We start from the raw sequence: 19,519 nt of genomic DNA, 5'->3' as shown, positions 1-19,519 counted from the left end.
GGTGGCGGGGCTAGCCGCACTTGGTGTAGCCGCACGCGCCGCACAGGAAGCACCCTTCCTGAAAGTGCAGCTCCGCGCCGCATTCGGGGCAGGAGGGGGCCAACAGGTCGTCGCCGCCGGTCACGGGCGATTCATCCTGCGTGATGTAGCGCTGCTCCAGCACCCACGCGATGGCGTCGGGGATGGACATGATCATGCCCTTTTTGCGGAACACCGGGTGTTCGCCGCCAATGCCCTTGAGCTGCTGCACCACCGCGCGTACGGAGATGCCGGAGCGTAGCGCCAGTGACACCAGACGGCCAATGGCCTCGGCCTTGGCGGTGATGGAGCGGCCGGACTTGCCAATGGTGGCAAAGACTTCAAAAGGCTTGTGGTCCACCTCGTTGATGGTGAGGTACATGGCGCCAAGGCCTGTTTCGATCTTTTGGGTAAAGCCGTAGACCACGTCGGGCCTTTCGCGGACGATTTCCTCTTCCTGCACGTCGCCGGGGGCGCTGTCGCCGGTGTAGAGCACCTGCACGGCTTTGCAGCCGTCGCGGTAGACGGTGACGCCCTTGCAGCCCATCTCGTACGCCATCCAATAGATGGCGCGGATGTCGTCCTTGGTGGCGGAGTTCGCCAGATTCACGGTCTTGGAGACGGCGTTGTCCGTGTATTTCTGGAAGCTGGCCTGCATGCGCAGGTGCCATTCCGCGGCAAAGTCCATGGCCGTGACGAACACGCCGCGCAGGTCTTCGGGCAGGTAGTCCATGTCGCGGATGGTGCCCTTTTTGGCGACCTCTTCCATGAGGGAGGACGACCACGCTCCGGCCTGCTTCAGGGCGTCTTCAAAATAGGGATTCACTTCCACCAGCTTGTCGCCGTCCATGACGTGGCGGGCAAAGGACAGGGCAAACAGCGGCTCCACGCCCGAGGAACAGCCCGCAATGATGGACAGTGTGCCCGTGGGCGCAATGGTCGTGGTGGTGGCGTTGCGGTAGGGGCCAAGGTCCTGCTCGGCAAAGATGGATTCATCATAGGCCGGGAAGGGGCCACGCTCCTTGGCCAGCTTCTTGGACGCGGCGCGGGCTTGCTCGCGGATGAACTTCATCACCTGCTCACCAAGCTGCAGGCCCTCCTGACTGCAATAGGGGATGCGTAGCTGGAACAGCAGGTCCGCAAAGCCCATGACGCCGAGGCCGATTTTGCGGTTTTTGCGGACGGTTTCGGTGATGCGGTCCAGCGGGTACTTGGACGCGTCGATGACGTTGTCCAAAAAGCGCACGCTCATGTGCACCACGCGCCTGAGTTCGTCCCAGTCCACCTCGATGTTGTCGCCTTCGCCGCGCACCATGAGGGCAAGGTTCACGGAGCCAAGGTTGCAGGCCTCGTAGGGCAGCAGGGGCTGCTCGCCGCAGGGGTTGGTGCTTTCCATCTCGCCCTGCGCGGGGGTGGGATTGTCGCGGTTGATGCGGTCAAGGAAGATGATGCCCGGATCGCCGGATTCCCACGCCTTGCACACCAAGCGGTTGAACACGTCGCGCGCCTTGAGCTGGGCGACCACCTCATGGGTGTGGGGAGTGACGAGGTCGTAGTCCTCGTCCTTTTCCACAGCCTGCATAAAGCGCTCGGTCAGCGCCACGGAGAGGTTGAAGTTGTTCAGCTCGCCGTCGCGCTCCTTGGCGGAGAGGAATTCGAGGATGTCTGGATGGTCCACGCGCAGGATGCCCATGTTGGCGCCGCGGCGGGTACCGCCCTGCTTCACCTGCTCCGTTGCGGTGTTGAAAATGCGCAGAAAGGACAGCGGGCCGGAGGCCACACCGCCGGTGGAGCCCACCACGGCGTCCTTCTGCCGCAGGCGTGAGAAGGAAAAGCCCGTGCCGCCGCCGGACTTGTGGATAAGCGCGGCGTGCTTCACGGCATCGAAGATTTCTTCCATGGAATCGCCGACGGGCAGAACGAAGCACGCGGCCAACTGACCGAGGGCCGTTCCCGCGTTCATGAGGGTCGGCGAGTTGGGCAGAAACTTGAAGCTGGTCATCAGGTCATAGAATTCCTGCGCCAGCTGGTCCGGGGTATAGGGGGATTCGGTATATTTTGCTTCTTCGGCGGCAATGCCGGCGGCCACGCGCCAGAACATCTGGGTGGCGTTTTCCGTGGGGTTGCCTTCGGCGTCCTTGCGGTAGTAGCGGCGGCTGAGGACTACCTCGGCATTGTCGTTGACCGCTGCGGGGCGGATGGTGTCGGGCATGGCTGGTGCGCTGCACTGTGTCGTCTTCTGTAGCACGGTCTCACTCCGGAAAAATTGATGGAAATTGCACTGATGAGGGAGGGGGCCCTATCGCCGCAGACGCTACCTCAGAGGGCGTGTGAAGGAAAGCCCCCTCGGGCAAGTGAGATGGTTCCCACAGGGAAACGCCCCGGGATAGCTGGCGAAAAATTTTCTGGCTGTGGTTCTCCCCATACCCGTGGAATTCGGTGGGTACAGCAGCGCCGCCGCAGCGGGTGCGGCGGCGAAATGCACAGGTGGCGCGGGGGCGCTATGAGTTTTGCCCAGGCGTCTTTGGCGCGGCCTCTTCCAGGTCGCTGAGGTGGATATTGAGCGCCTGAACCGAGATGTAAATCTCGCGCATGGACCATGTCAGGGAGAGCATCAGCATCACGAGGCTGGCCCCAAAGAGCAGCTTGCCCACAAAGACCTGCCCGGCAAACAGCACAAACATGCACACCACGCATAAAAACAGGCTGAACACACCCATCGCCTGCATGTTTCGGATGAGCACTACGCGTTTTTTCAGGCTGTCTATCTGCTCGCGCAGATGCTCGCCGCCGTTTTCACAGTAGATGTCGTGCAGTTGGCGGATGCGCGCACCAAGGGCCAAAAAGCGGTTGGTGTAGGCCAAAAGGAGCAGTGAAATGGCCGGAAACAAAAGCGCAGGGGTGGTGACGGTGATGTCCATGGGCGTTCTCCGTGGGTGGTGCGGCGCAGGGCGCGTGGTATGGGAAAGCGCACCCTGCCCGGGGCGGGCCGGGCGGGGTGCGGTTGGCTAGCTGTTGGCCTTGTACAGCGCGGTGATATCGCCACTGCACAACAGGTCGAGGTTGGCGTTTATGCGTTGGTCGTCCCAGTCCCACCATGCCAGTTCGTCCAGCATGCGCCGCTCGTCGTCATTGAAGCGGTAGCGGATGTGCTTGGCGGGGTTGCCGCCGACCACGGCGTAGGCTGGGACATGCTTGGTCACCACGGCGCGGGCGGCAATGACGGCGCCGTTGCCGATGTGCACGCCGGGCATGATCATGGCCTCGGTGCCTATCCAGACATCGTTGCCCACCACGGTGTCGCCGCGCGGCACCCAGCCGTCCGGGCAGTCCGGATAGTGCGGCATGTAGTGGAAGGGATAGGTCGCCGCCCAGTTCATCTGGTGGCCCTGATTGCCCGCCATGATAAAGGACGCGCCCGAGCCGATGGAACAAAAGCTACCGATGACGAGGCGGTCCACGTCGTCCCGGTCCGGGGCGAGGTAGCGCACGTTTTCCTCAAAGTGGCAGCCGTGGTAGTAGCCGGAGTAATAGCTCCGCCGGCCCACGGTGATGTTGGGGTTGGTGATGTGGTCCTGTATCTCGTAGCCCTCAAAGGGGCTGGCAAACGGATTGGGCATGGTCGGGTCTTCTCTAGTGCGGCCTTGGGCCATCGATGCCCGGGCGCAGTTGGCATTTGACGCGGATGTTGCGGCCTGTGGTCACCACGCCGTCCACCATATTGAAGGCTTCGGCCTCGGTGATGTCCGGCGCTGCGTTCGTGGCAACGCCCTGCTCTTCCAAGTAGCCCGTGAGTGCGGCGAGGGCGTCGGCCTTGGCTTCATCCAGCGTGTAGTTCCGGGGGATGGACTTGGCGATGTCCAAGTTGGGGATGAACATTTTGCCCTTTTGCGTGTCGGCAAACAGTTCAATATCCAGCGTGGTCCGCGTGAGGGCCGCCCCGATGGCGTTGGCCACGGGAGCGTGCTCCGGCAGGCCCACGGCGGCCCCAAGGCGTTCGGTCAGGACGCCCTGCATGGCCTCGGCCGGGCCGCCCATGGCGAAGTAGTGCTTGGGCGAAATACGCTTGCCCCGCAGCAGTTCATAGATGGTGTACACGGGCTTTTCGTTGATGGCGGTGACCATTTCGTTCACAGCGCTGCAGATGCGGTGCGTGGCAAAGTCCACAGCCTGTTGGGCCAGCTTTTGCGGCTGCATGTCCCACAGGCGGGCCAGCTTCTCGATGCCCCGGCGCGAGGCGTCAATGTCCCCAAAACTGCTCAGGCCAAGGACGTTTAAGGCATCGGTCAGGGCCGGGCCTCCCGCGCCCTGTGGCTGAACGGCCAGCGATGGGCCTTGCCGGTCCGGGCCGACGGTGACGCCGTGGGCGCTGACATGGATGGCGGAGTCGCCCCCAATGCCGATGGACGACACCCGAAGGGCCTGCACCAGCGTGGGATAGGAGCCCACGGTCATGCCTTCGCTCTCGATAATGGGCGAGCCGTCGGCAAAGACGGCGATGTCCGTGGTGGTGCCGCCGATGTCGAGGATGACGGCGTCTTCGTCAATGTCGCACAGGGCCACAATGCCCATGACGCTGGCGGCGGGGCCGGACAGGATGGACTCCACAGGCGTGGTGCGCGAGGCCGCAAGGGGCATGGTGCCGCCGTCGGCCTTAAGGATATTGATATCCGCGGTGATGCCGAATTCCCGCGCGCTCTCCTCCACGGCCCACGCAAAGTCGTTGTACACGCGCCACACGGCGCTGTTGAAGTAGGCGGTGGCGATGCGGCGGGGAAAGTTCAAAATGCCGGACAGGCTGTGCCCCATGGTGATGCAGTCCGCGGCGCCGGAGTCCTCCACGGCGCGGCGCATGGCGCGCTCGTGCGTGGGGTTGCGGGTGGAGAACTTGCCCACCACGGCGTAGGCGCGCACGCCCGCATCGGCGCAGGCGCTGACGGCGCGCTCAAGGGCGTCCGTCTCAAGGGCGGAGATTTCGGTGCCCCGGTGGTCGATGGAGCCGGGAATCACATGATATTGCGCGCCGGTGCGGTGGTGCTCCGGGTCTATGCCCGGCCCGGCGGACAGGATGACGCCAACGTCCTCGGTTTTCCCCTCGACGATGGCGTTGGTGGACAGCGTGGTGGAGAGGTTCACCCGGCTGATGTCCTGCGGGGGGATGTCCGCCAGTACGGCCTTCATGGCGCGGCGGATGGATTGGAGCAGGTTGTCGTGGTCCGTGGGAATCTTGGCCCACCCCATGAGGGTTTGGCCATCGATGACAACGGCGTCTGTGTGGGTGCCGCCCACGTCAATTCCAAGCAACATGGCTGTATTCTCCGAAGATTTGTCCTGTGAGGATGTCGAAAGAAATTGCGTTACCGTATCAGCAATGCGGGGGCGCTGGAAAGGGCCGAATGGGGCGCTCAGCCTGCGCGGACAAGGCCTTCGCGCACGGCGTCCAGCGGCGTGTGGACGGCTATGGCCTGCGCTGGCAGCTCCACGGCGGCCACGGCAAGGCGCGGCTGTGCGTGCCAGACGCTGGGCCAGCATCCGGTGGCGATGATGGCAAAGCTCCCCTCGGCGCGGAACACGGGCGGGAACTGCTGGCGTCCGGAAATGGTCCGCCCCGTTGTGGTGCTCCGTAGATCGCCGCCGGGACCCTGCTCCCATGGCGCGCCCGGAGGGGTAAATCGCGCGCGCTCTGCGCCGCCGTGGCCGCTGCCCCAAGGCGAGGCCTCGCGCGGGGCGGTGTGGGGAGCCTCACCGTGCAGGGTCCAGCCCTGACAGGGATGGTCGTCCGGGCGCACCGCGCTGACGGCAACGTCCGCCCCTTCGCGCCGCATGCGTTCAAGGGCGCTGCGTACAAGGGCCTCGCTGACGCTGCGGTTGCGGATGTCGAGAACAATCCACGGCGCTTCTGCCGGACGGGCCATGGCCTCTGCAGTGCCGGAGGGCAAAAATGGCGGCGCGTCCGGGCCGGGGGCGCAGGTGAGCACCTGTACACCGCGCGCGGTGAGGAGCGCTTTGATTTGTGGGCTGTCCGTGGCGGCAAGGATGCCGTCCACGAGGGGCAGGCAGGCCAGCAGGTCCAGCGCCGCGCTGATGTGCGCCTTCAGGCGCTCTGGCAAGGCAATGGGTTCTCCGGGGGTGAGAAAGATGGGCAGCAGGGCGTTCATGCGTCCTCCGGCCAGCGGAAGAGTCCGGCATCCAGCGCGGCTTCGGCAAGGGCGAGGTCGTCTTTGGTGTCGATGTCCACAAGGTGCACGGGGTCGGTCATTTCCTCATACCAGACGCCAGAGCCGGTAAAGCTGAGGCAGGTGCCGTCGTACAGGCCGTACTGGCGGAAGACCGGGGCTTCCTCTCCGGGCAGAAAGGCGTTGCCGCAGAGGTAAGTCCCCTGCCGCGCCGGAATGCGCGTCACAGGGACAACCACGGCGTAGCCCGCAAGGTTGCGCTCCACAAGGTGGTCCACAAGGCCGTCCGGGCGGAAGGGATGGGTGGGATAGAGTGTCGCGGCGACGTCAAAGCGGTCGCCCTCACGGGCGAGGGCGTCCACGGCGTGCCGGGTGACCGGGCCAAGGCGCGCCGTATCCCCAGAAAGTTCCGCAGGCCGCATAAAGGGTGTTTCCGCCCCCCACTCGCGGGCCACGGCGGCAATGGCGTCGTCGTCGGTGGAGACAATAACGCGCTGGATGCGGCGGGCGCGGCGCGCGGCCATGATGGACCACGCAATGAGCGGAACGCCGCCGAGAGTGCGGATATTCTTCCGCGGCAGGCTCTTTGAGCCGCCGCGCGCGGGAATGATGGCCACGGCCCGCGCCGTGTCCGGGTCCGGGTGGGAGTGTTGCGCCGTCATTTCGGCAGTATAGACCGGGTGCGGCCTGCCGTCCACGCCGCATGCGGAGCGTATGAGTGTCTTTTGGGTGGAGGTGGTTGACATTTCCCCCTTTGCGTCGTCTCATCACGGGATGCGTACAACGAACAGTCCCGCGCGGTCATTGGAGAATCCGCACCATGCTTGAAGCACAACATTCACTCGGCCTTATCTTTTTCCCGGCCTTTGACTGGGCCATCAGCGCCACCCACCCCGAACGGGAGGAGCGCCTGCTCTACACGCAGGATCAGCTGCGCGAGGAAGGGCTTTTCGACATAGAGGGCATTACCGAACACAAGCCCGACGTTGCCACCAATGAGGACGTGGAGCGTGTGCACTTTTGCATGCCCGATGTCGCTACCGTGGCCACCAAGAGCCATCTTGTCTCCGCCGGCGGCGCCATCAAGGCCGCGCGCCTCGTTATGGAGGGCAAGGAGGACAAAGCCTTTGCCCTTGTTCGCCCGCCGGGGCACCACGCCATGAAGGTGGTCCACGGCAACCGCGGCTTTTGCAATATCAACATCGAAGCCGTGATGATTGAGTATATCCGCGTCACCTACGGGCACAAGCGCGTCGCCATCGTGGACACCGACTGCCACCACGGCGACGGCACGCAGGACGTGTACTGGCACGATCCGGATACGCTGTTCATCTCCCTGCATCAGGACGGGCGCACCCTGTATCCGGGCACGGGGTTCCCCATGGATCTTGGCGGTCCCAACGCCCTCGGGCGGACCATCAATATCCCCCTGCCCCCTTTCACCAGTGACGAAGGGTTCCTGCATGTCATCGACAATGTGGTGCAGCCCATCCTTGATGACTTTAAGCCCGACATTATTATCAATTCCGCCGGGCAGGATAATCACTTCTCCGACCCCATCACCAATATGAACTTCTCCGCCCGCGGCTACGCTATGCTCAACGAGCGGCTGAACCCGGACATCGCGGTGCTGGAGGGCGGCTACTCCATTCAGGGCGCCCTGCCCTACGTGAATCTTGGCATCTGCCTCGCCATGGCTGGGGTGGACTACTCCGGTGTGCGCGAGCCCGACTTTGACGCCGAGCGCCTGCGGCAGCCGCAAAAGGTGACGGACTACATCAAGGAGATGTCCGACCAGATGCGGCAGCTGTATTTTGCTCCGCCAAAAAGCGCCCTCAAGGGCGAGATGGTGGACGGCTTCTTTGTGCGCCACAAGGATATCTTCTACGATACCGACGGCATCAGCGAATCGCAGGTGGAGTCCGTGCAGGTGTGCGACGAATGCCCGGGCGTGTTGAAGATAGAAACGTGGTCCTCGGTCAATCCGCTGTCCGTCGGCATCCAGATTCCCATCACTGCCTGCGAGCGGTGCCGGAACACGGGCCTTCGGCTGTGGGAAGAGGCGCAGGTGAAGGGCAGCTACCGCTATATGCAGCTCATTAACCGAAAGGATGGCTACTGCCGCCAGTTTGGGTTCTAGCTCCTTCCCCTTCTTACGACGAACATGAAAAAACGGGCCCGGAAGACATAATGTCTTCCGGGCCCGTTTTTCGCGTGGACGAGACGCGCGGCGGACGCCGATGATGTTCTGCCCTGCCGTCAGCGGATATACTGCGGAATGTTCAGGAACAGGTTGGTGGTGTAGGTGATCATTTTGTCAAGAATCCATGGGAACGCCACAAGCAGCGCCAGAAAGATGGCGATAATCTTCGGTATGAAGGTCAGGGTCATCTCCTGAATCTGCGTGGCGGCCTGCAACACACTGATGAACAGGCCGACGCCAAGGCCGATGCCCAGCATGGGCAGGGAAATCATCAGCGTCATTTCAATGGCCTGACGCGCAAAGCCGATAACGAATTCCGGGGTCATAATGCGGTTTCCTCCCGTCAATAAAAGAAGCTGTTGACCAGCGACGCCGTTAACAGATTCCAGCCATCCACCATCACGAACAAGAGCAGCTTGAACGGGAGTGATATCATGACTGGTGGCAGCATCATCATACCCATGGCCAGCAGGATGGACGCCACAACCATATCCAGTATGAGGAACGGAATGTAGATGAGAAAGCCAATGGTGAAGCCCGTTTTCAGCTCACTGATGACAAAGGCGGCAATGAGCATGGGCATGGGCACATCCACCTTGGTCTGGGGCTGGTTCATACCCGTCACGGAGTAGAAGACGGAGAGGTCCTTCTCGCGCGTGTGGCGGAACAGGAACTCGCGCATGGGGATTTCCGCGCGGCCTAAGGCTTCCTGAAAGCCGATTTCCTCATTGAGGTAGGGCTGCAGGGCGGTGTCGTTCACCTTGGTGCCAACGGGCAGCATGATGACGAAGGTCATAAAGATGGCAAGGCTGGCCAGAACCTGATTGGGGGGCATCTGCTGCGTGCCCATGGCCTGCCGCAAAAAGGAGAACACGATGATGATGCGCGTAAACGACGTCATCGTGATGACGATGGCCGGAGCCAGCGACAAAATGGTGAGCAGGAAGAGAATCTCCAAAAGGACGGAGACCTTCTCCGGCTCCGCCTGGCCGGCGGCGAGGTTGAGGGTCAGCGAGGGGATGTTCGGTTCGGCGCAGGCCAGCGCCGGAAGGAGGACAAGCGCGGCCAGCGCAAGCGCCGCAATGCTAGCGGTCGCTGCGGCTGGCCGTTTGAAGCGCTTTGGAAAAATTGGTGTTGGTCTCGTCATCATCAGCGTCCATTTCTGTTAGCAGGTTGATGGTGGAGTCGGTGACTCCAAGCACCAAATGCTTATTCAAGAAACGGACCACCATGACGCTCTTTTTGGGGCCAAGGGCAAGTTGCCCTTCCAGTTTCAGGTCGCTGCGCCCCAGCATGCCAAGGCCCGCGCGGGGGCCAAAGCGCCGCAGCAGCCAAAAGCCCCCGAAAAGGACGGCCAGCAGCAAGCACAGCACCCCCACCACCTTGAGGGAGGCGGCACCCAGTGCTGGCTGGGGAGCCATAACCGGTGCGGCCTCCTCGGCGGCGAGAAGTGTGGACGGCAGCCACATCAGGGCAACGGTGGCGGCGCAGGTACGCGCGCGGCGCAAAAGGGCGTGCATGCGGCTACCCAAGCTGCTTCACGCGTTCGATGGGGCTGATGATGTCCGTCAGCCGTACGCCGAACTTTTCGTTAATGACAACCGCCTCGCCGCGGGCGACGAGCTTGCCGTTGACGTAGATTTCAAGCGGTTCGCCAGCCAGTTTGTTCAGCTCAATGACCGAACCCTGACCCAGCTGCAGCAGCTCGTTGATGAGCAGCTTGGTGCGGCCAAGCTCTGCCGAGACATCAAGGGGAATATCCAGAATGAAATCAAGGTCGCGCTTGGTGGCATCCGGGCGCGGAGCCTTGGCGTCGTCCGTCAAATCCTTGAACGCGGCGTCAGAGCTTTGAGCGGCAAAGCCCGCTTGTTTTTCCTGCTCGGCCTGCATGTCCGAGGCTTCGTCCTCGGCAAGAGCGGCGGCCCACTCTGCGGCCAAAGCGTCGTCGTCGCCATCACCGCCAGCGTCAGCTGCGGGGGCTTCTGCAGCGCCGTTCTGGGCGTCCTGCCCCTCGTCTTCGTCCGAGAGTGCGGCGGCCCATTCCGCGGCCAATTGATCCTGATCCAGTTCCTTTTCCATGCCTATCCTCGTATCGGGTCTGATTTTAATCCTGTCAGGTCCAATGCAGTTATTGGACCACCATCTCCGTGAAGTACACACGCAGAATGGACGACCCGCCCATAATCTGGTTCAGGCGCTTCACAATCTGGTCCTTGAGCTCCAGCTTGGCGTCGATGGAGGACAGGTCCGCAAAGGTCTTGCTGGACAGCAGCAAAATCACGGCGTCGCGGACTTTCGCCTCGGATTGATTGAGCGTTTCCGCGGCTTCCTTGCTGGCAACCTCCACGGAGAGGGTCAGCTTCAGGTACCTGCGGCCCAGCGGGTCCGCCAGATTGACCACAAAGGTCGGCAGGGTGACCATTTCCGTCTCGCCGGCGGGAGCCATGGGCTGCGCGCCGGGTTCCTGCGTCTGGGTTGTGGCATTGGCGGGGGCGTCACCGCCGCCCAGCAGCTTTTCCTGCACAATGGGCCAAGCAAAGAAGGCGCCGGCACCAATGGCCAGCAGCAGGACCAGCAGAATGATCCACTTGAGTTTCCCACTTTTTTTCTTTTCTTCTTTTGGGGCTTCCATTTGTTCGTCAGCCACGGTGTCGCTCCTTTTTTATCGGACGGAAGGTTAAAGTCTATTGCGTGTAGGCGCCAAGCCACGGGGTGGTCTTCAGCAGAATCTCAACCCGGCGGTTTTGCCCCTGCCCTTCGCGGGTGGTGTTGGGGGCGATGGGCCAGTTGGGACCATAGCCGGACACGGAAAACCGTTGGTCCGGAATCCCGCGCGACAGGAAAAAGTCCAGCACGGACAGCGCGCGCTCGCCAGAAAGGCGGTAGTTGCCCGCGGCGTTGCCGCCCACGTTGTCCGTGTAGCCGGAGATGTTGATTGGCGCGGTCATGTAGGCCAGCACCTCGGCCACGGACGCCAGCACAACCTTGGCCGGCTGGCTGAGCTCCGAACCACCAAGGGGAAACAGCACCTTGTCCGTCAAAACGAGGGCCACGCCCTCGGGGCGCTGCAGTATCTGGAGGTTTTCGTCCAGCGTGCTCTTGTTGATCTCCGGCGGCAGGACGTCTTCGGGGAACAGCAAATCCTTGATGCGCTGCTGTTTATCCAGCACTTCCCACGGCTTTTCAATGGCGTCGATGATGAACTTGATGCGCTGGGGGATCTGCCCGGCGCTGCGGTACGTCAAAAAGCCAATATCGTCCGTGAACAGTGTGATGCGCGTGAGGATGCTCCTGTCCATTGAGGACATACTGAGCAGGAGCACGAAAAATGTCAAAAGCAGGGTCACCAGATCGCCGAAGGTGATGAGCCATTCGTCGCCTGTCAGCCCGCCGCTTTGTTTTTTCTTCTTGCGTGCCATGGCGGTTCCCTACTCTGTCCTGCCCCGGCGTTCAAACCGGAAGATGAAGTCTTTGTACTTGAATTCCTCGGGCGTGGTGTCCTTGCTCTGGTAGAAGAACTTGTCCTGCCAGCGGGCGTTGCGCTTGTCGAGGATGATGTCCACCCGCCGGTTTTTGCGCCGCCCCTTGGGCGTGAGCTCAGAATACCGGGGGTGGAAGCGGCCAAAGGCCTCAACGCGCATCAAGTCCGGGTCCATCCCCGAGTTCAGCAGAAACAGATACAGGCTCATGACGCGGCTAAAGGAGAGCCGCCACGAGCTGTCCATGGGCTTGTCGCGGTCTTCCACGCGGTAGGCCGTGCCCTCTTCGTCACGCAGGGACGAGGTGTGCCCCGCCAGCAAAATGGGCGTGCGTACGGAAAAGAACACCGGCAGCGCCATTTCCAGCAGCCGTTTGCCGCCCGGCTTCAGGCGGCTGCTGCCGCTTTCAAAGAGCACATCGTCCGCAATGGAAAAGACCTGCACGAATTCGTTGGATTTGAAATCCAGGTCCTCGTTGGCGTCGTCCCAGATGAGTTCCTTGAGCGGCTCCAGGTCGTTGGTGTCCTCCACCTCTATGGGGCCGGGCTCCACGCTGCGCTTTTTATCCTGCTGGGAGAGAACCTCGTAGCTGTCGCGCCCAAGGCCAAACGTGCCCACGATGGACCCAAGGACCACCAGTTTGCGGCGTTCGTCCATCACGCTCATGCTCACGAGCAGCACGAAGAACGTCAGCATCAGGGTCATCATGTCCGAGAACGTGACGAGCCATGCCGGGACGCCTTCCTGTTTTTCCTCTCGTTCCTTTCTTGCCATGCTGTTGTGTCCCGTGCCGGGAGCTAGTCGGTCTGCCGGCGGTCTTTGGGCGGCAGGAAGCTGTTGAGTTTTTCTTCAATGATGCGGGGGTTCTCGCCCTTGGAGATGGACAGAATGCCGTTCATGACCATTTCCTTGAGCAGGACCTCTTCCTTGCTGCGCGTTCTCAGCTTGCCCGCCATGGGGTTGAACACAAGGTTCGCCAGCACCGCACCGTAAAAGGTGGTCAGCAGGGCCACGGCCATGGCCGGGCCAATGGTGCTGGGGTCGCTCATGGTCTGCAGCATCTGCACAAGGCCGATAACCGTACCAATCATACCCATGGCCGGGGCAAACGCCCCAAGGGTGGAGCAGATGTCCGCACCCTTGCTGTGGCGCTCCTCAATGTAGGAAATTTCCGTCTCCAGAATTTCCTGAATGGTCTGCGGCTCCAGACCGTCAACGGTCAACTGCAAGCCCTTCTTGAGGAATTCGTCGTCGATTTCCTTGATCAGCGGCTCCAGCGAGAGGATGCCCTCGCGGCGGGCGCGGTTGGCGTAGTCCATGAACTTTTCAATGATTTCCGCCGGGCTTTCCAAGCTGGAGAAGAACGTCTTTTTGATGATGCCCATCACCCCCAGCACATTGGCCAGGGGGTAGTTCACCATGGTCGCGCCGAGGGTTCCGCCCATCACAATGAGCATGGACGGAATGGAAATGAATATCAGGGGGCTGCCCCCGGTGACGATGGCAGCGGCCACCAGGCCGAAAGCGAGGACAATGCCTATGAGCGTCGCAAGATCCATGGCGTTCGCCAGCTCCTACTGTTTGGTTGGTCGTGGCCCGAAAATGCGCGTTCCCACACGCACGATGGTTGCCCCCTCCATAATGGCCTGCGGAAAATCATCCGTCATGCCCATGGAAAGGACCGGGAGCGTCATGTTCAGCCGGGTTTCAAGCGCGTCGCGCTGGCGCCGCAGCTCCGCGAACAGCGGCCGTCGCTGCTCGGGGGTGAGGTCGAAGGGCGGCAGCAGCATCAGCCCGGCAAGCTCCAGACTGTCATAGCCTAGCACGGCTTCGGCCAGCGCCGGAAGCGCCTCCGGCATCACTCCCGCCTTTTGCTCCTCTCCGGCAAGGTTCACCTCAAGGAGCACGCGCTGTCGTGGCGCGGCAGCGGTACACAGGCGTTTATGCAAGGCTTGGGCCAGCTTAGGGGACTCCAGCGTGTGGATGAGGTCGAATCGGCAAGGGACAAACTTGGCCTTGTTGCTTTGCAGTTTGCCCGTAAAGTGCCACGAGATGTCCAAATCCGTCAGTTCGTCCTGCTTGGCGAGGGCTTCCTGAATGTAGTTTTCGCCGAACTGGCGCTGGCCCGCGTCGTATGCGGCGCGCACAGCACCGGCGGGGTGAAACTTGGAAATGGCAACCAGCGAGACGTCCTCAGCAGCGCGCCCTGCCCTGCGCGCTGCGTCCGCAATGGCGTCACGCGTACCGGCCAAACGTTCGCCGATGGCGCGGGCTTCGTGTTCAGAAATCATGAAAACTTTTCCTCATGCATGGATTTTGCCCGTGAAAGGCGGAAAAATATAACTGTTTCGGGGTGGTGGCGTCAAAACATCGGCGGCGGGCATGGGGCAGCGCGCCCCTTGCCGCAGGCCGGGTTTCACGCCGCAGGCTGGGCGTGGCACATAAAAGCGGCGAACCCGTCCCCGGCTCCGCCGCTTTCCGCTCATTCTGGCGCGCTGGTTATTCCTCCAGCCCGCCCGTCAGGCCGATGGCACGCAGGAAGGGTTCGTCCTCGGTCCAACCGGAGCGGACCTTGACCCACAACTCAATGTGGACCTTCTTGCCGACCAGCTCCTTAATCTCAATGCGCGACTTTTTGCCGATATCCTTGAGATTCTGGCCGCCTTTGCCAATGACCATGGCCTTGTGGTTTGCCCGCGCAACATAGATGATGGCCGACATCGTCAGCAGCTTGTCCGTCTCTTCCCACTGTTCAATCTCCACCGCCGTGGTATAAGGCAGTTCATGGCGCAGGCCCATAAACAGCTTCTCGCGGATGACTTCCGAAGCCATAAACCGCAGCGGCACGGTAGAGATTTGATCCTCGGGGAACATGGGCGGGCATTCCGGCAGGTGCTCCTTGACGGACGCAAGCAGGCGGTCTACCCCTTCACCCTTGGCCGCGCTAATGGGCATAATCTCTGCGTTTGGCCAAACGGAGGTAAAATACTCCATCAGCGGCAGCAGATCGCTCTTTTCCTTTACGAGGTCAATTTTGTTGAGCGCCAGGTACACGGGCTGCGATGTCGCGGCCACGCGTTCCACCAGCGGATCCATTTCCTTTTGCAGCAGGTGCGGCTTTCTCGCGTAGAGGTCCGCGTCCGCCAAAACGACCATGACATCCGCCGCGCCAGCGCCGTTCCACGCCGCCTGCAAGAGGAACCGGTTCATCTTGCCACGCAGGCGGTGGACGCCGGGCGTGTCCAAAAAGATGATTTGCGAATCCTCATCGCTGAGGATGCCGGTTATCTGGTTGCGCGTGGTCTGCGGCTTGGGCGTGACAATGGCCACTTTTTGGCCGAGCAGGTTGTTCAGCAGCGTGGACTTGCCTGCATTCGGCGGTCCCAGCAGGACCACAGTTCCAAATCGATGCGTCATGCGGAGTTATTCTCCTTGATAGATGATGTATGCTTTCGCCCTGTTAAGGGTGTTTTTTTCTGTCCGATATTGACTCGGGCAAAAGATAGTATACCGTAATCAGTTATGTTCCGGCACCGGAAACGTCCATCAATTCAATCCGAAATGCAAGGGTTGCCTTGCGTCAACCCTTCGGCTACGGAACCCACTTGTTATGAGTAAGAACTTAATCATCGTCGAGTCCCCGGCAAAGGTGAAGACCATCAAGAAGTTTCTTGGCCGGAAGTACGCCGTCGAGGCCAGTGTTGGCCACGTGCGCGATCTTCCAAACAAGAAGCTCGGGGTGGACGAAGATACCTTCGAGCCAGAATACCGTGTCATCCCCGGTAAGGAAAAGGTGGTAAACAAGCTGACGAAGGCGGCGGAAAAAGCCGAAGTCGTCTACCTTGCACCTGACCCGGACCGGGAGGGTGAAGCCATTGCATGGCACGTGGCCAACCTCATTCACGAGCAGAACAAGGACGCCACCATCCGGCGCATCCAGTTCAACGAAATCACGTCCCGTGCCGTCAAGGAAGCGCTTGAACACCCGCGCGATCTCGACGAGAACCTGTTCAACTCCCAGCAGGCGCGCCGCGTCCTCGATAGGCTGGTGGGCTACAAGGTCTCGCCTCTTCTGTGGAAGAAGGTCAAGCGTGGCATCTCCGCCGGGCGCGTGCAATCCGTCGCCCTGCGCCTTATCGTGGAGCGCGAAAAAGAACGCCGCGCCTTCGAGCCCGAGGAATACTGGGTGCTCAAGGTGCGTCTGGCCGGCGAAAATCCGCCGCCCTTTGACGCGGACCTCTGGAAAATTAAGGGCAAGACCGCCAAGGTCGGCTCCGAGGATCAGGCCCTCGCGCTGGAAAAAGCCGTGCGCGAAGGCTCCTTCGTGGTGGAGTCCGTCACCGAGAAGGAACGCCGCCGCCAGCCCGCGCCGCCGTTCATCACCTCCACCCTGCAGCAGGAAGCCAACCGCCGCATGGGCTTTTCCGCCAAGCGCACCATGAGCACCGCGCAGCGCCTCTATGAAGGTGTGGACCTTGGCGAACGCGGCACCACCGCGCTCATTACCTATATGCGTACCGACTCCGTGCGCATCGCCGCCGATGCCCGCGACGCCGCAAAGGACTTCATCACCGATCGCTACGGCAAGGATTTTTATCCGCCAAAAGCCCGCGCCTTCAAGACCAAGTCCTCCGCGCAGGATGCGCATGAAGCCATCCGTCCCGTTGATGTGAACATCACCCCCGATGACGTCAAGGCCCTGCTCCCCTCGGATCAGTTCCGCCTCTACAAGCTCATTTGGGAGCGCTTTGTCGCATCGCAGATGGCCGCCGCCAAATTCTGGGACACCACCGTCATCACCAAAGCCGGTGAGACGCAGTGGCGCTCCAAGGGAGAGCGTTTGCTCTTCCCTGGCTACATGATGGCCTATCAGGGAACCAAGCTCGTCGAATTCCAGTCCATCTCGGCCCACAAGGCAGACGTCAACGAGCTGCCCAAGCTCGCCGAAGGACAGGACCTCACCCTTGAGGACTTCCAGAAGGAACAGAAGTTCACCCAGCCGCCGCCCCGCTACAGCGAAGCATCGCTCGTGAAGGAGCTGGAGGAGAAAGGCATCGGGCGTCCCTCGACCTACGCCGCCATCATCTCCACCATTCTCGCCCGCGAGTATGTGCAGCTTACCGAGAAGCGGTTTATCCCCACCGACCTCGGCACCGTGGTCAGCGACCAGCTCACCGAGCACTTCGAGACGCTTCTCGACGTTAGCTTCACCGCCAACATGGAGGAGAGCCTCGACAAGGTTGCCACCGGAGGTCAGGATTGGGTGGCGCTCCTCAAGGACTTCACCACCGACTTCTACCCCACCCTCGATCAGGCCAAAGAGAACATGGCCCGCGTGAAGACCGGTCTGCAGACCGAGATCATGTGCGAAGAGTGCGGCAAGCCCCTCGTCATCAAGTTCGGCAAGGCCGGGACCTTCCTCGCCTGCTCCGGCTATCCCGCGTGTACCAATACCAAGAACTTCACGCGAAACGACAAGGGCGAAATCGAAATCATCGAGAAGACCAAGGCCGAAGTGGAAAAGATTGGCCGCAAGTGCCCCGAGTGCAGCGGCGAGCTCGTTCTCAAGCGCGCCCGCACCGGCAGCCGCTTCATCGCCTGCGACAACTATCCCGACTGCACGTACACCGAGCCGTTCACCACAGGCATCAAGTGCCCCAAGTGCGGCGAAGGCGACCTCGTCGAGAAGTCCTCGCGCCGCGGCAAGCTCTTCTTCTCCTGCAGCCGCTACCCCGACTGCGAGTACGCCCAGTGGAACAAGCCCGTGGCAGAGACCTGCCCCGACTGCGGGTTCCCCGTGCTTGAGAAGAAGACCACCAAGGCCAAAGGCGAGCACCTCGCCTGCCCCAACAAGAAGTGCAAGTACACCCGCTCCCTCGAAGAGGAAGCCGACGCCTAGCACCCCGCATGCGCGGGCCCCGCACGTATTAAGATGACGTGGGGCGTAAAGAGACGACACGGAGAGGCCCTCGCGAGAGGGCCTTTTCTTTTGCCCAGTGGGATGAGCGTGGAAGATGGCAAGGGAAGCCAAGGCCTTGGCGATAAATGTGGTGCAGTGGCGGTTAAAGGCGTGAAAACCGTTGTCTGCCAGTTGAATTATGGGGTATTGTGGCGGCGTGTGTTGGGCGGAGTTGGTCTGGGTTGGTGTTGGCGTGGAGCCGTGGAGGCAGAGGGAAGAGATGCCTCCGGCGGTCTAAGGGCCGCGGGCCCTTAGATATCCCCTTTGCGCACAGACCGGCTTCCTTTGGCGGGTACTGTCGTCACCCCTGAGTGGCTCCCGGGCTTGTGGATGGAAGAGGATTTTTTGGGGGGCTTTGGTGCCCCGGATGGGCGGTGAGGATCCCTGTTTGAGTGAAGAGGGGAGAGTGAAGAGTGTGTGGCCCATTATATAGTATATGGGCGGGAGGGGTGAGTGCGTTGAGGCTCAACCCACCCAACCCTTTTTCGGGCCAGCTTCTGGCCCGAAAACCTGGGGATTGTTAAGGGAATCAGGCAGATTGTAATCCAAAACTGAACACTTGGCAGGAAGCCGCCTTCTCAGACTTGAACAAATAAAAAAGCCCATGCTAGCTGCTGGTTACCAGACCAAAACTCCACAAGGGAGCGCAACTGCATGGGCAAAAAACACCTTACGTTAGAGAAGCGCGAAATACTAGCCCGATTACTTTCTGAGGGCATGAGCATCCGAAAGATCGCCCATATTCTTGGCTTTAGCCCCTCAGCGATTAGTCAGGAAGTACGGAGAAACAGCTTGAAGGATGGGCGATATGTTCCAAAGTCGGCGCAGGAAAAAGCGCGGATACGTAGGCTTCGAGCCAACAGAGACCGCCAGCCTGTAGATACGGCTTTGTATGCGTATATTAAGGAAAAACTCAGCTTCTGCTGGTCTCCAGAACAGATCGTTGGCCGTTTGAGAAAAGATTTCCCGACTGCTCATCGAATGCGAATCAGCTTTAAAACGATCTACAATAAGATTTGTCCAGCAAAGGGTGCGCCTCGAACAGATTTTGTCCACTACAAGCAATACCTTCGGCGGAAGCATGCACGCACAAGAAGTTTTAGACATGGCAAGAGCCGAAGCGCTGCAGAGGTGAATCGCACCTTGCCTTCCATTGAACAGCGTCCATCAGTAGTCGATGAAAGAGCTCGGTTCGGTGACTGGGAAGGCGACCTAATATCAGGAAAAAGAGGAACAGGTTTCATTGCCACGTTTGTAGAACGTCTTACCGGCCTTACTTTAGCGTATCGATGCAAGGACAAGTCAAAGGCTACAGTATCCCATGCTATGGAATGTTTTATGAAGGATGTTCCAGGTGACTTGAGACGGACTATGACCCTTGACAGAGGTACGGAGTTCTTTGGCTATGAAGCCCTACAGTTGAAATACGAGACTAAATTCTATTTCTGTCACCCGCAGTGTCCACAAGAACGTGGCCTGAATGAGAATACAAACGGATTACTTCGGCAGTTCTTCCCTCGCAAAATGGATTTCAGAAAAATAAGCGAATTTGAATTAAAACATAAACTCCGACTGCTTGCAGACAGGCCGCGCAAGAAGTTTGGGTATAGCTCGACAATTGAAAAACTGCAGCAGCTTGGGCTTGAGGGCTGTGTTCAGTTTTGAATTGCAATTCACCTCATTC

19 protein-coding genes are annotated in these 19,519 nt (G+C 60.7%); 3 read left to right on the top strand and 16 right to left on the bottom strand.

Features of this window, described 5'->3' with window-relative positions:
- Positions 1 to 10: 10 nt before the first annotated feature.
- From ACYQ2T_RS09255 to ACYQ2T_RS09230, 6 genes are all read right to left on the bottom strand, one after another.
- Complete coding sequence (locus ACYQ2T_RS09255) at positions 11 to 2,230, bottom strand: vitamin B12-dependent ribonucleotide reductase (protein WP_459901608.1); 2,220 nt, start codon at positions 2,228 to 2,230, stop codon at positions 11 to 13.
- Positions 2,231 to 2,519: 289 nt separating this feature from the next.
- The gene (locus tag ACYQ2T_RS09250; protein ID WP_459900116.1) at positions 2,520 to 2,939 is read right to left on the bottom strand and encodes a DUF2721 domain-containing protein; all 420 of its coding nucleotides are present in this window, start codon (positions 2,937 to 2,939) and stop codon (positions 2,520 to 2,522) included.
- 87 nt (positions 2,940 to 3,026) lie between these two features.
- Positions 3,027 to 3,638 (bottom strand): CatB-related O-acetyltransferase, encoded by a 612-nt coding sequence (locus ACYQ2T_RS09245; RefSeq protein ID WP_459900115.1) that lies wholly within the window; start codon positions 3,636 to 3,638, stop codon positions 3,027 to 3,029.
- A 13-nt stretch (positions 3,639 to 3,651) separates the two neighbouring features.
- Complete coding sequence (locus tag ACYQ2T_RS09240) at positions 3,652 to 5,325, bottom strand: hydantoinase/oxoprolinase family protein (RefSeq protein ID WP_459900114.1); 1,674 nt, start codon at positions 5,323 to 5,325, stop codon at positions 3,652 to 3,654.
- 98 nt (positions 5,326 to 5,423) lie between these two features.
- Positions 5,424 to 6,176, bottom strand: a complete 753-nt coding sequence (locus tag ACYQ2T_RS09235) for a hypothetical protein (RefSeq protein WP_459900113.1) — start codon at positions 6,174 to 6,176, stop codon at positions 5,424 to 5,426.
- Entirely contained in the window at positions 6,173 to 6,940 is a 768-nt protein-coding gene (locus ACYQ2T_RS09230; protein ID WP_459900112.1) for an acylneuraminate cytidylyltransferase family protein, read from the bottom strand. The genes ACYQ2T_RS09235 and ACYQ2T_RS09230 overlap by 4 nt, the downstream gene beginning before the upstream one ends.
- 74 nt (positions 6,941 to 7,014) lie before the next feature.
- Between ACYQ2T_RS09230 and ACYQ2T_RS09225 the strand changes: the two genes are divergently transcribed.
- Positions 7,015 to 8,334 (top strand): histone deacetylase family protein, encoded by a 1,320-nt coding sequence (locus ACYQ2T_RS09225; protein WP_459900111.1) that lies wholly within the window; start codon positions 7,015 to 7,017, stop codon positions 8,332 to 8,334.
- Positions 8,335 to 8,453: 119 nt separating this feature from the next.
- Here ACYQ2T_RS09225 and fliQ read toward each other — a convergent pair whose 3' ends face one another.
- From fliQ to era, 10 genes are all read right to left on the bottom strand, one after another.
- The gene (gene fliQ, locus ACYQ2T_RS09220; RefSeq protein WP_404844091.1) at positions 8,454 to 8,723 is read right to left on the bottom strand and encodes a flagellar biosynthesis protein FliQ; all 270 of its coding nucleotides are present in this window, start codon (positions 8,721 to 8,723) and stop codon (positions 8,454 to 8,456) included.
- Positions 8,724 to 8,740: 17 nt separating this feature from the next.
- Positions 8,741 to 9,544 (bottom strand): flagellar type III secretion system pore protein FliP, encoded by an 804-nt coding sequence (fliP, locus tag ACYQ2T_RS09215; RefSeq protein WP_404844126.1) that lies wholly within the window; start codon positions 9,542 to 9,544, stop codon positions 8,741 to 8,743.
- Complete coding sequence (gene fliO / locus ACYQ2T_RS09210; protein ID WP_459900110.1) at positions 9,483 to 9,917, bottom strand: flagellar biosynthetic protein FliO; 435 nt, start codon at positions 9,915 to 9,917, stop codon at positions 9,483 to 9,485. Before fliO ends, fliP begins: the two co-directional genes overlap by 62 nt.
- A 4-nt stretch (positions 9,918 to 9,921) precedes the next feature.
- Positions 9,922 to 10,476 (bottom strand): flagellar motor switch protein FliN, encoded by a 555-nt coding sequence (gene fliN, locus ACYQ2T_RS09205; protein ID WP_459900109.1) that lies wholly within the window; start codon positions 10,474 to 10,476, stop codon positions 9,922 to 9,924.
- A 49-nt stretch (positions 10,477 to 10,525) separates the two neighbouring features.
- On the bottom strand, positions 10,526 to 11,044 hold the full coding sequence (locus tag ACYQ2T_RS09200; protein WP_404844094.1) for a flagellar basal body-associated FliL family protein: 519 nt from the start codon (positions 11,042 to 11,044) through the stop codon (positions 10,526 to 10,528).
- A 37-nt stretch (positions 11,045 to 11,081) separates the two neighbouring features.
- Complete coding sequence (locus tag ACYQ2T_RS09195) at positions 11,082 to 11,816, bottom strand: OmpA/MotB family protein (RefSeq protein ID WP_459900108.1); 735 nt, start codon at positions 11,814 to 11,816, stop codon at positions 11,082 to 11,084.
- Between the two features lie 9 nt (positions 11,817 to 11,825).
- Positions 11,826 to 12,650 carry an OmpA/MotB family protein gene (locus tag ACYQ2T_RS09190; protein ID WP_459900107.1) on the bottom strand — a complete coding sequence of 275 codons (825 nt, stop codon included), beginning with the start codon at positions 12,648 to 12,650 and terminating at the stop codon, positions 11,826 to 11,828.
- Between the two features lie 23 nt (positions 12,651 to 12,673).
- Complete coding sequence (locus ACYQ2T_RS09185) at positions 12,674 to 13,435, bottom strand: motility protein A (protein ID WP_459900106.1); 762 nt, start codon at positions 13,433 to 13,435, stop codon at positions 12,674 to 12,676.
- A 15-nt stretch (positions 13,436 to 13,450) separates the two neighbouring features.
- Entirely contained in the window at positions 13,451 to 14,167 is a 717-nt protein-coding gene (locus tag ACYQ2T_RS09180) for a YggS family pyridoxal phosphate-dependent enzyme (protein WP_459900105.1), read from the bottom strand.
- A gap of 208 nt (positions 14,168 to 14,375) precedes the next feature.
- The gene (gene era / locus ACYQ2T_RS09175; RefSeq protein WP_459900104.1) at positions 14,376 to 15,293 is read right to left on the bottom strand and encodes a GTPase Era; all 918 of its coding nucleotides are present in this window, start codon (positions 15,291 to 15,293) and stop codon (positions 14,376 to 14,378) included.
- A 193-nt stretch (positions 15,294 to 15,486) separates the two neighbouring features.
- Here era and topA point away from each other — a divergent pair, with 193 nt between their 5' ends.
- Together topA and ACYQ2T_RS09165 are read left to right on the top strand one after the other, a co-directional pair.
- Positions 15,487 to 17,775, top strand: a complete 2,289-nt coding sequence (gene topA, locus ACYQ2T_RS09170; RefSeq protein WP_459900103.1) for a type I DNA topoisomerase — start codon at positions 15,487 to 15,489, stop codon at positions 17,773 to 17,775.
- Positions 17,776 to 18,489: 714 nt separating this feature from the next.
- Positions 18,490 to 19,500, top strand: a complete 1,011-nt coding sequence (locus ACYQ2T_RS09165; protein ID WP_459899053.1) for an IS30 family transposase — start codon at positions 18,490 to 18,492, stop codon at positions 19,498 to 19,500.
- Positions 19,501 to 19,519 lie beyond the last annotated feature (19 nt).

Source organism: Desulfobaculum senezii (assembly GCF_054657395.1).
Note: the sequence above shows the minus strand (reverse complement) of the source record. Positions and strands in the feature narration are given on the sequence as shown.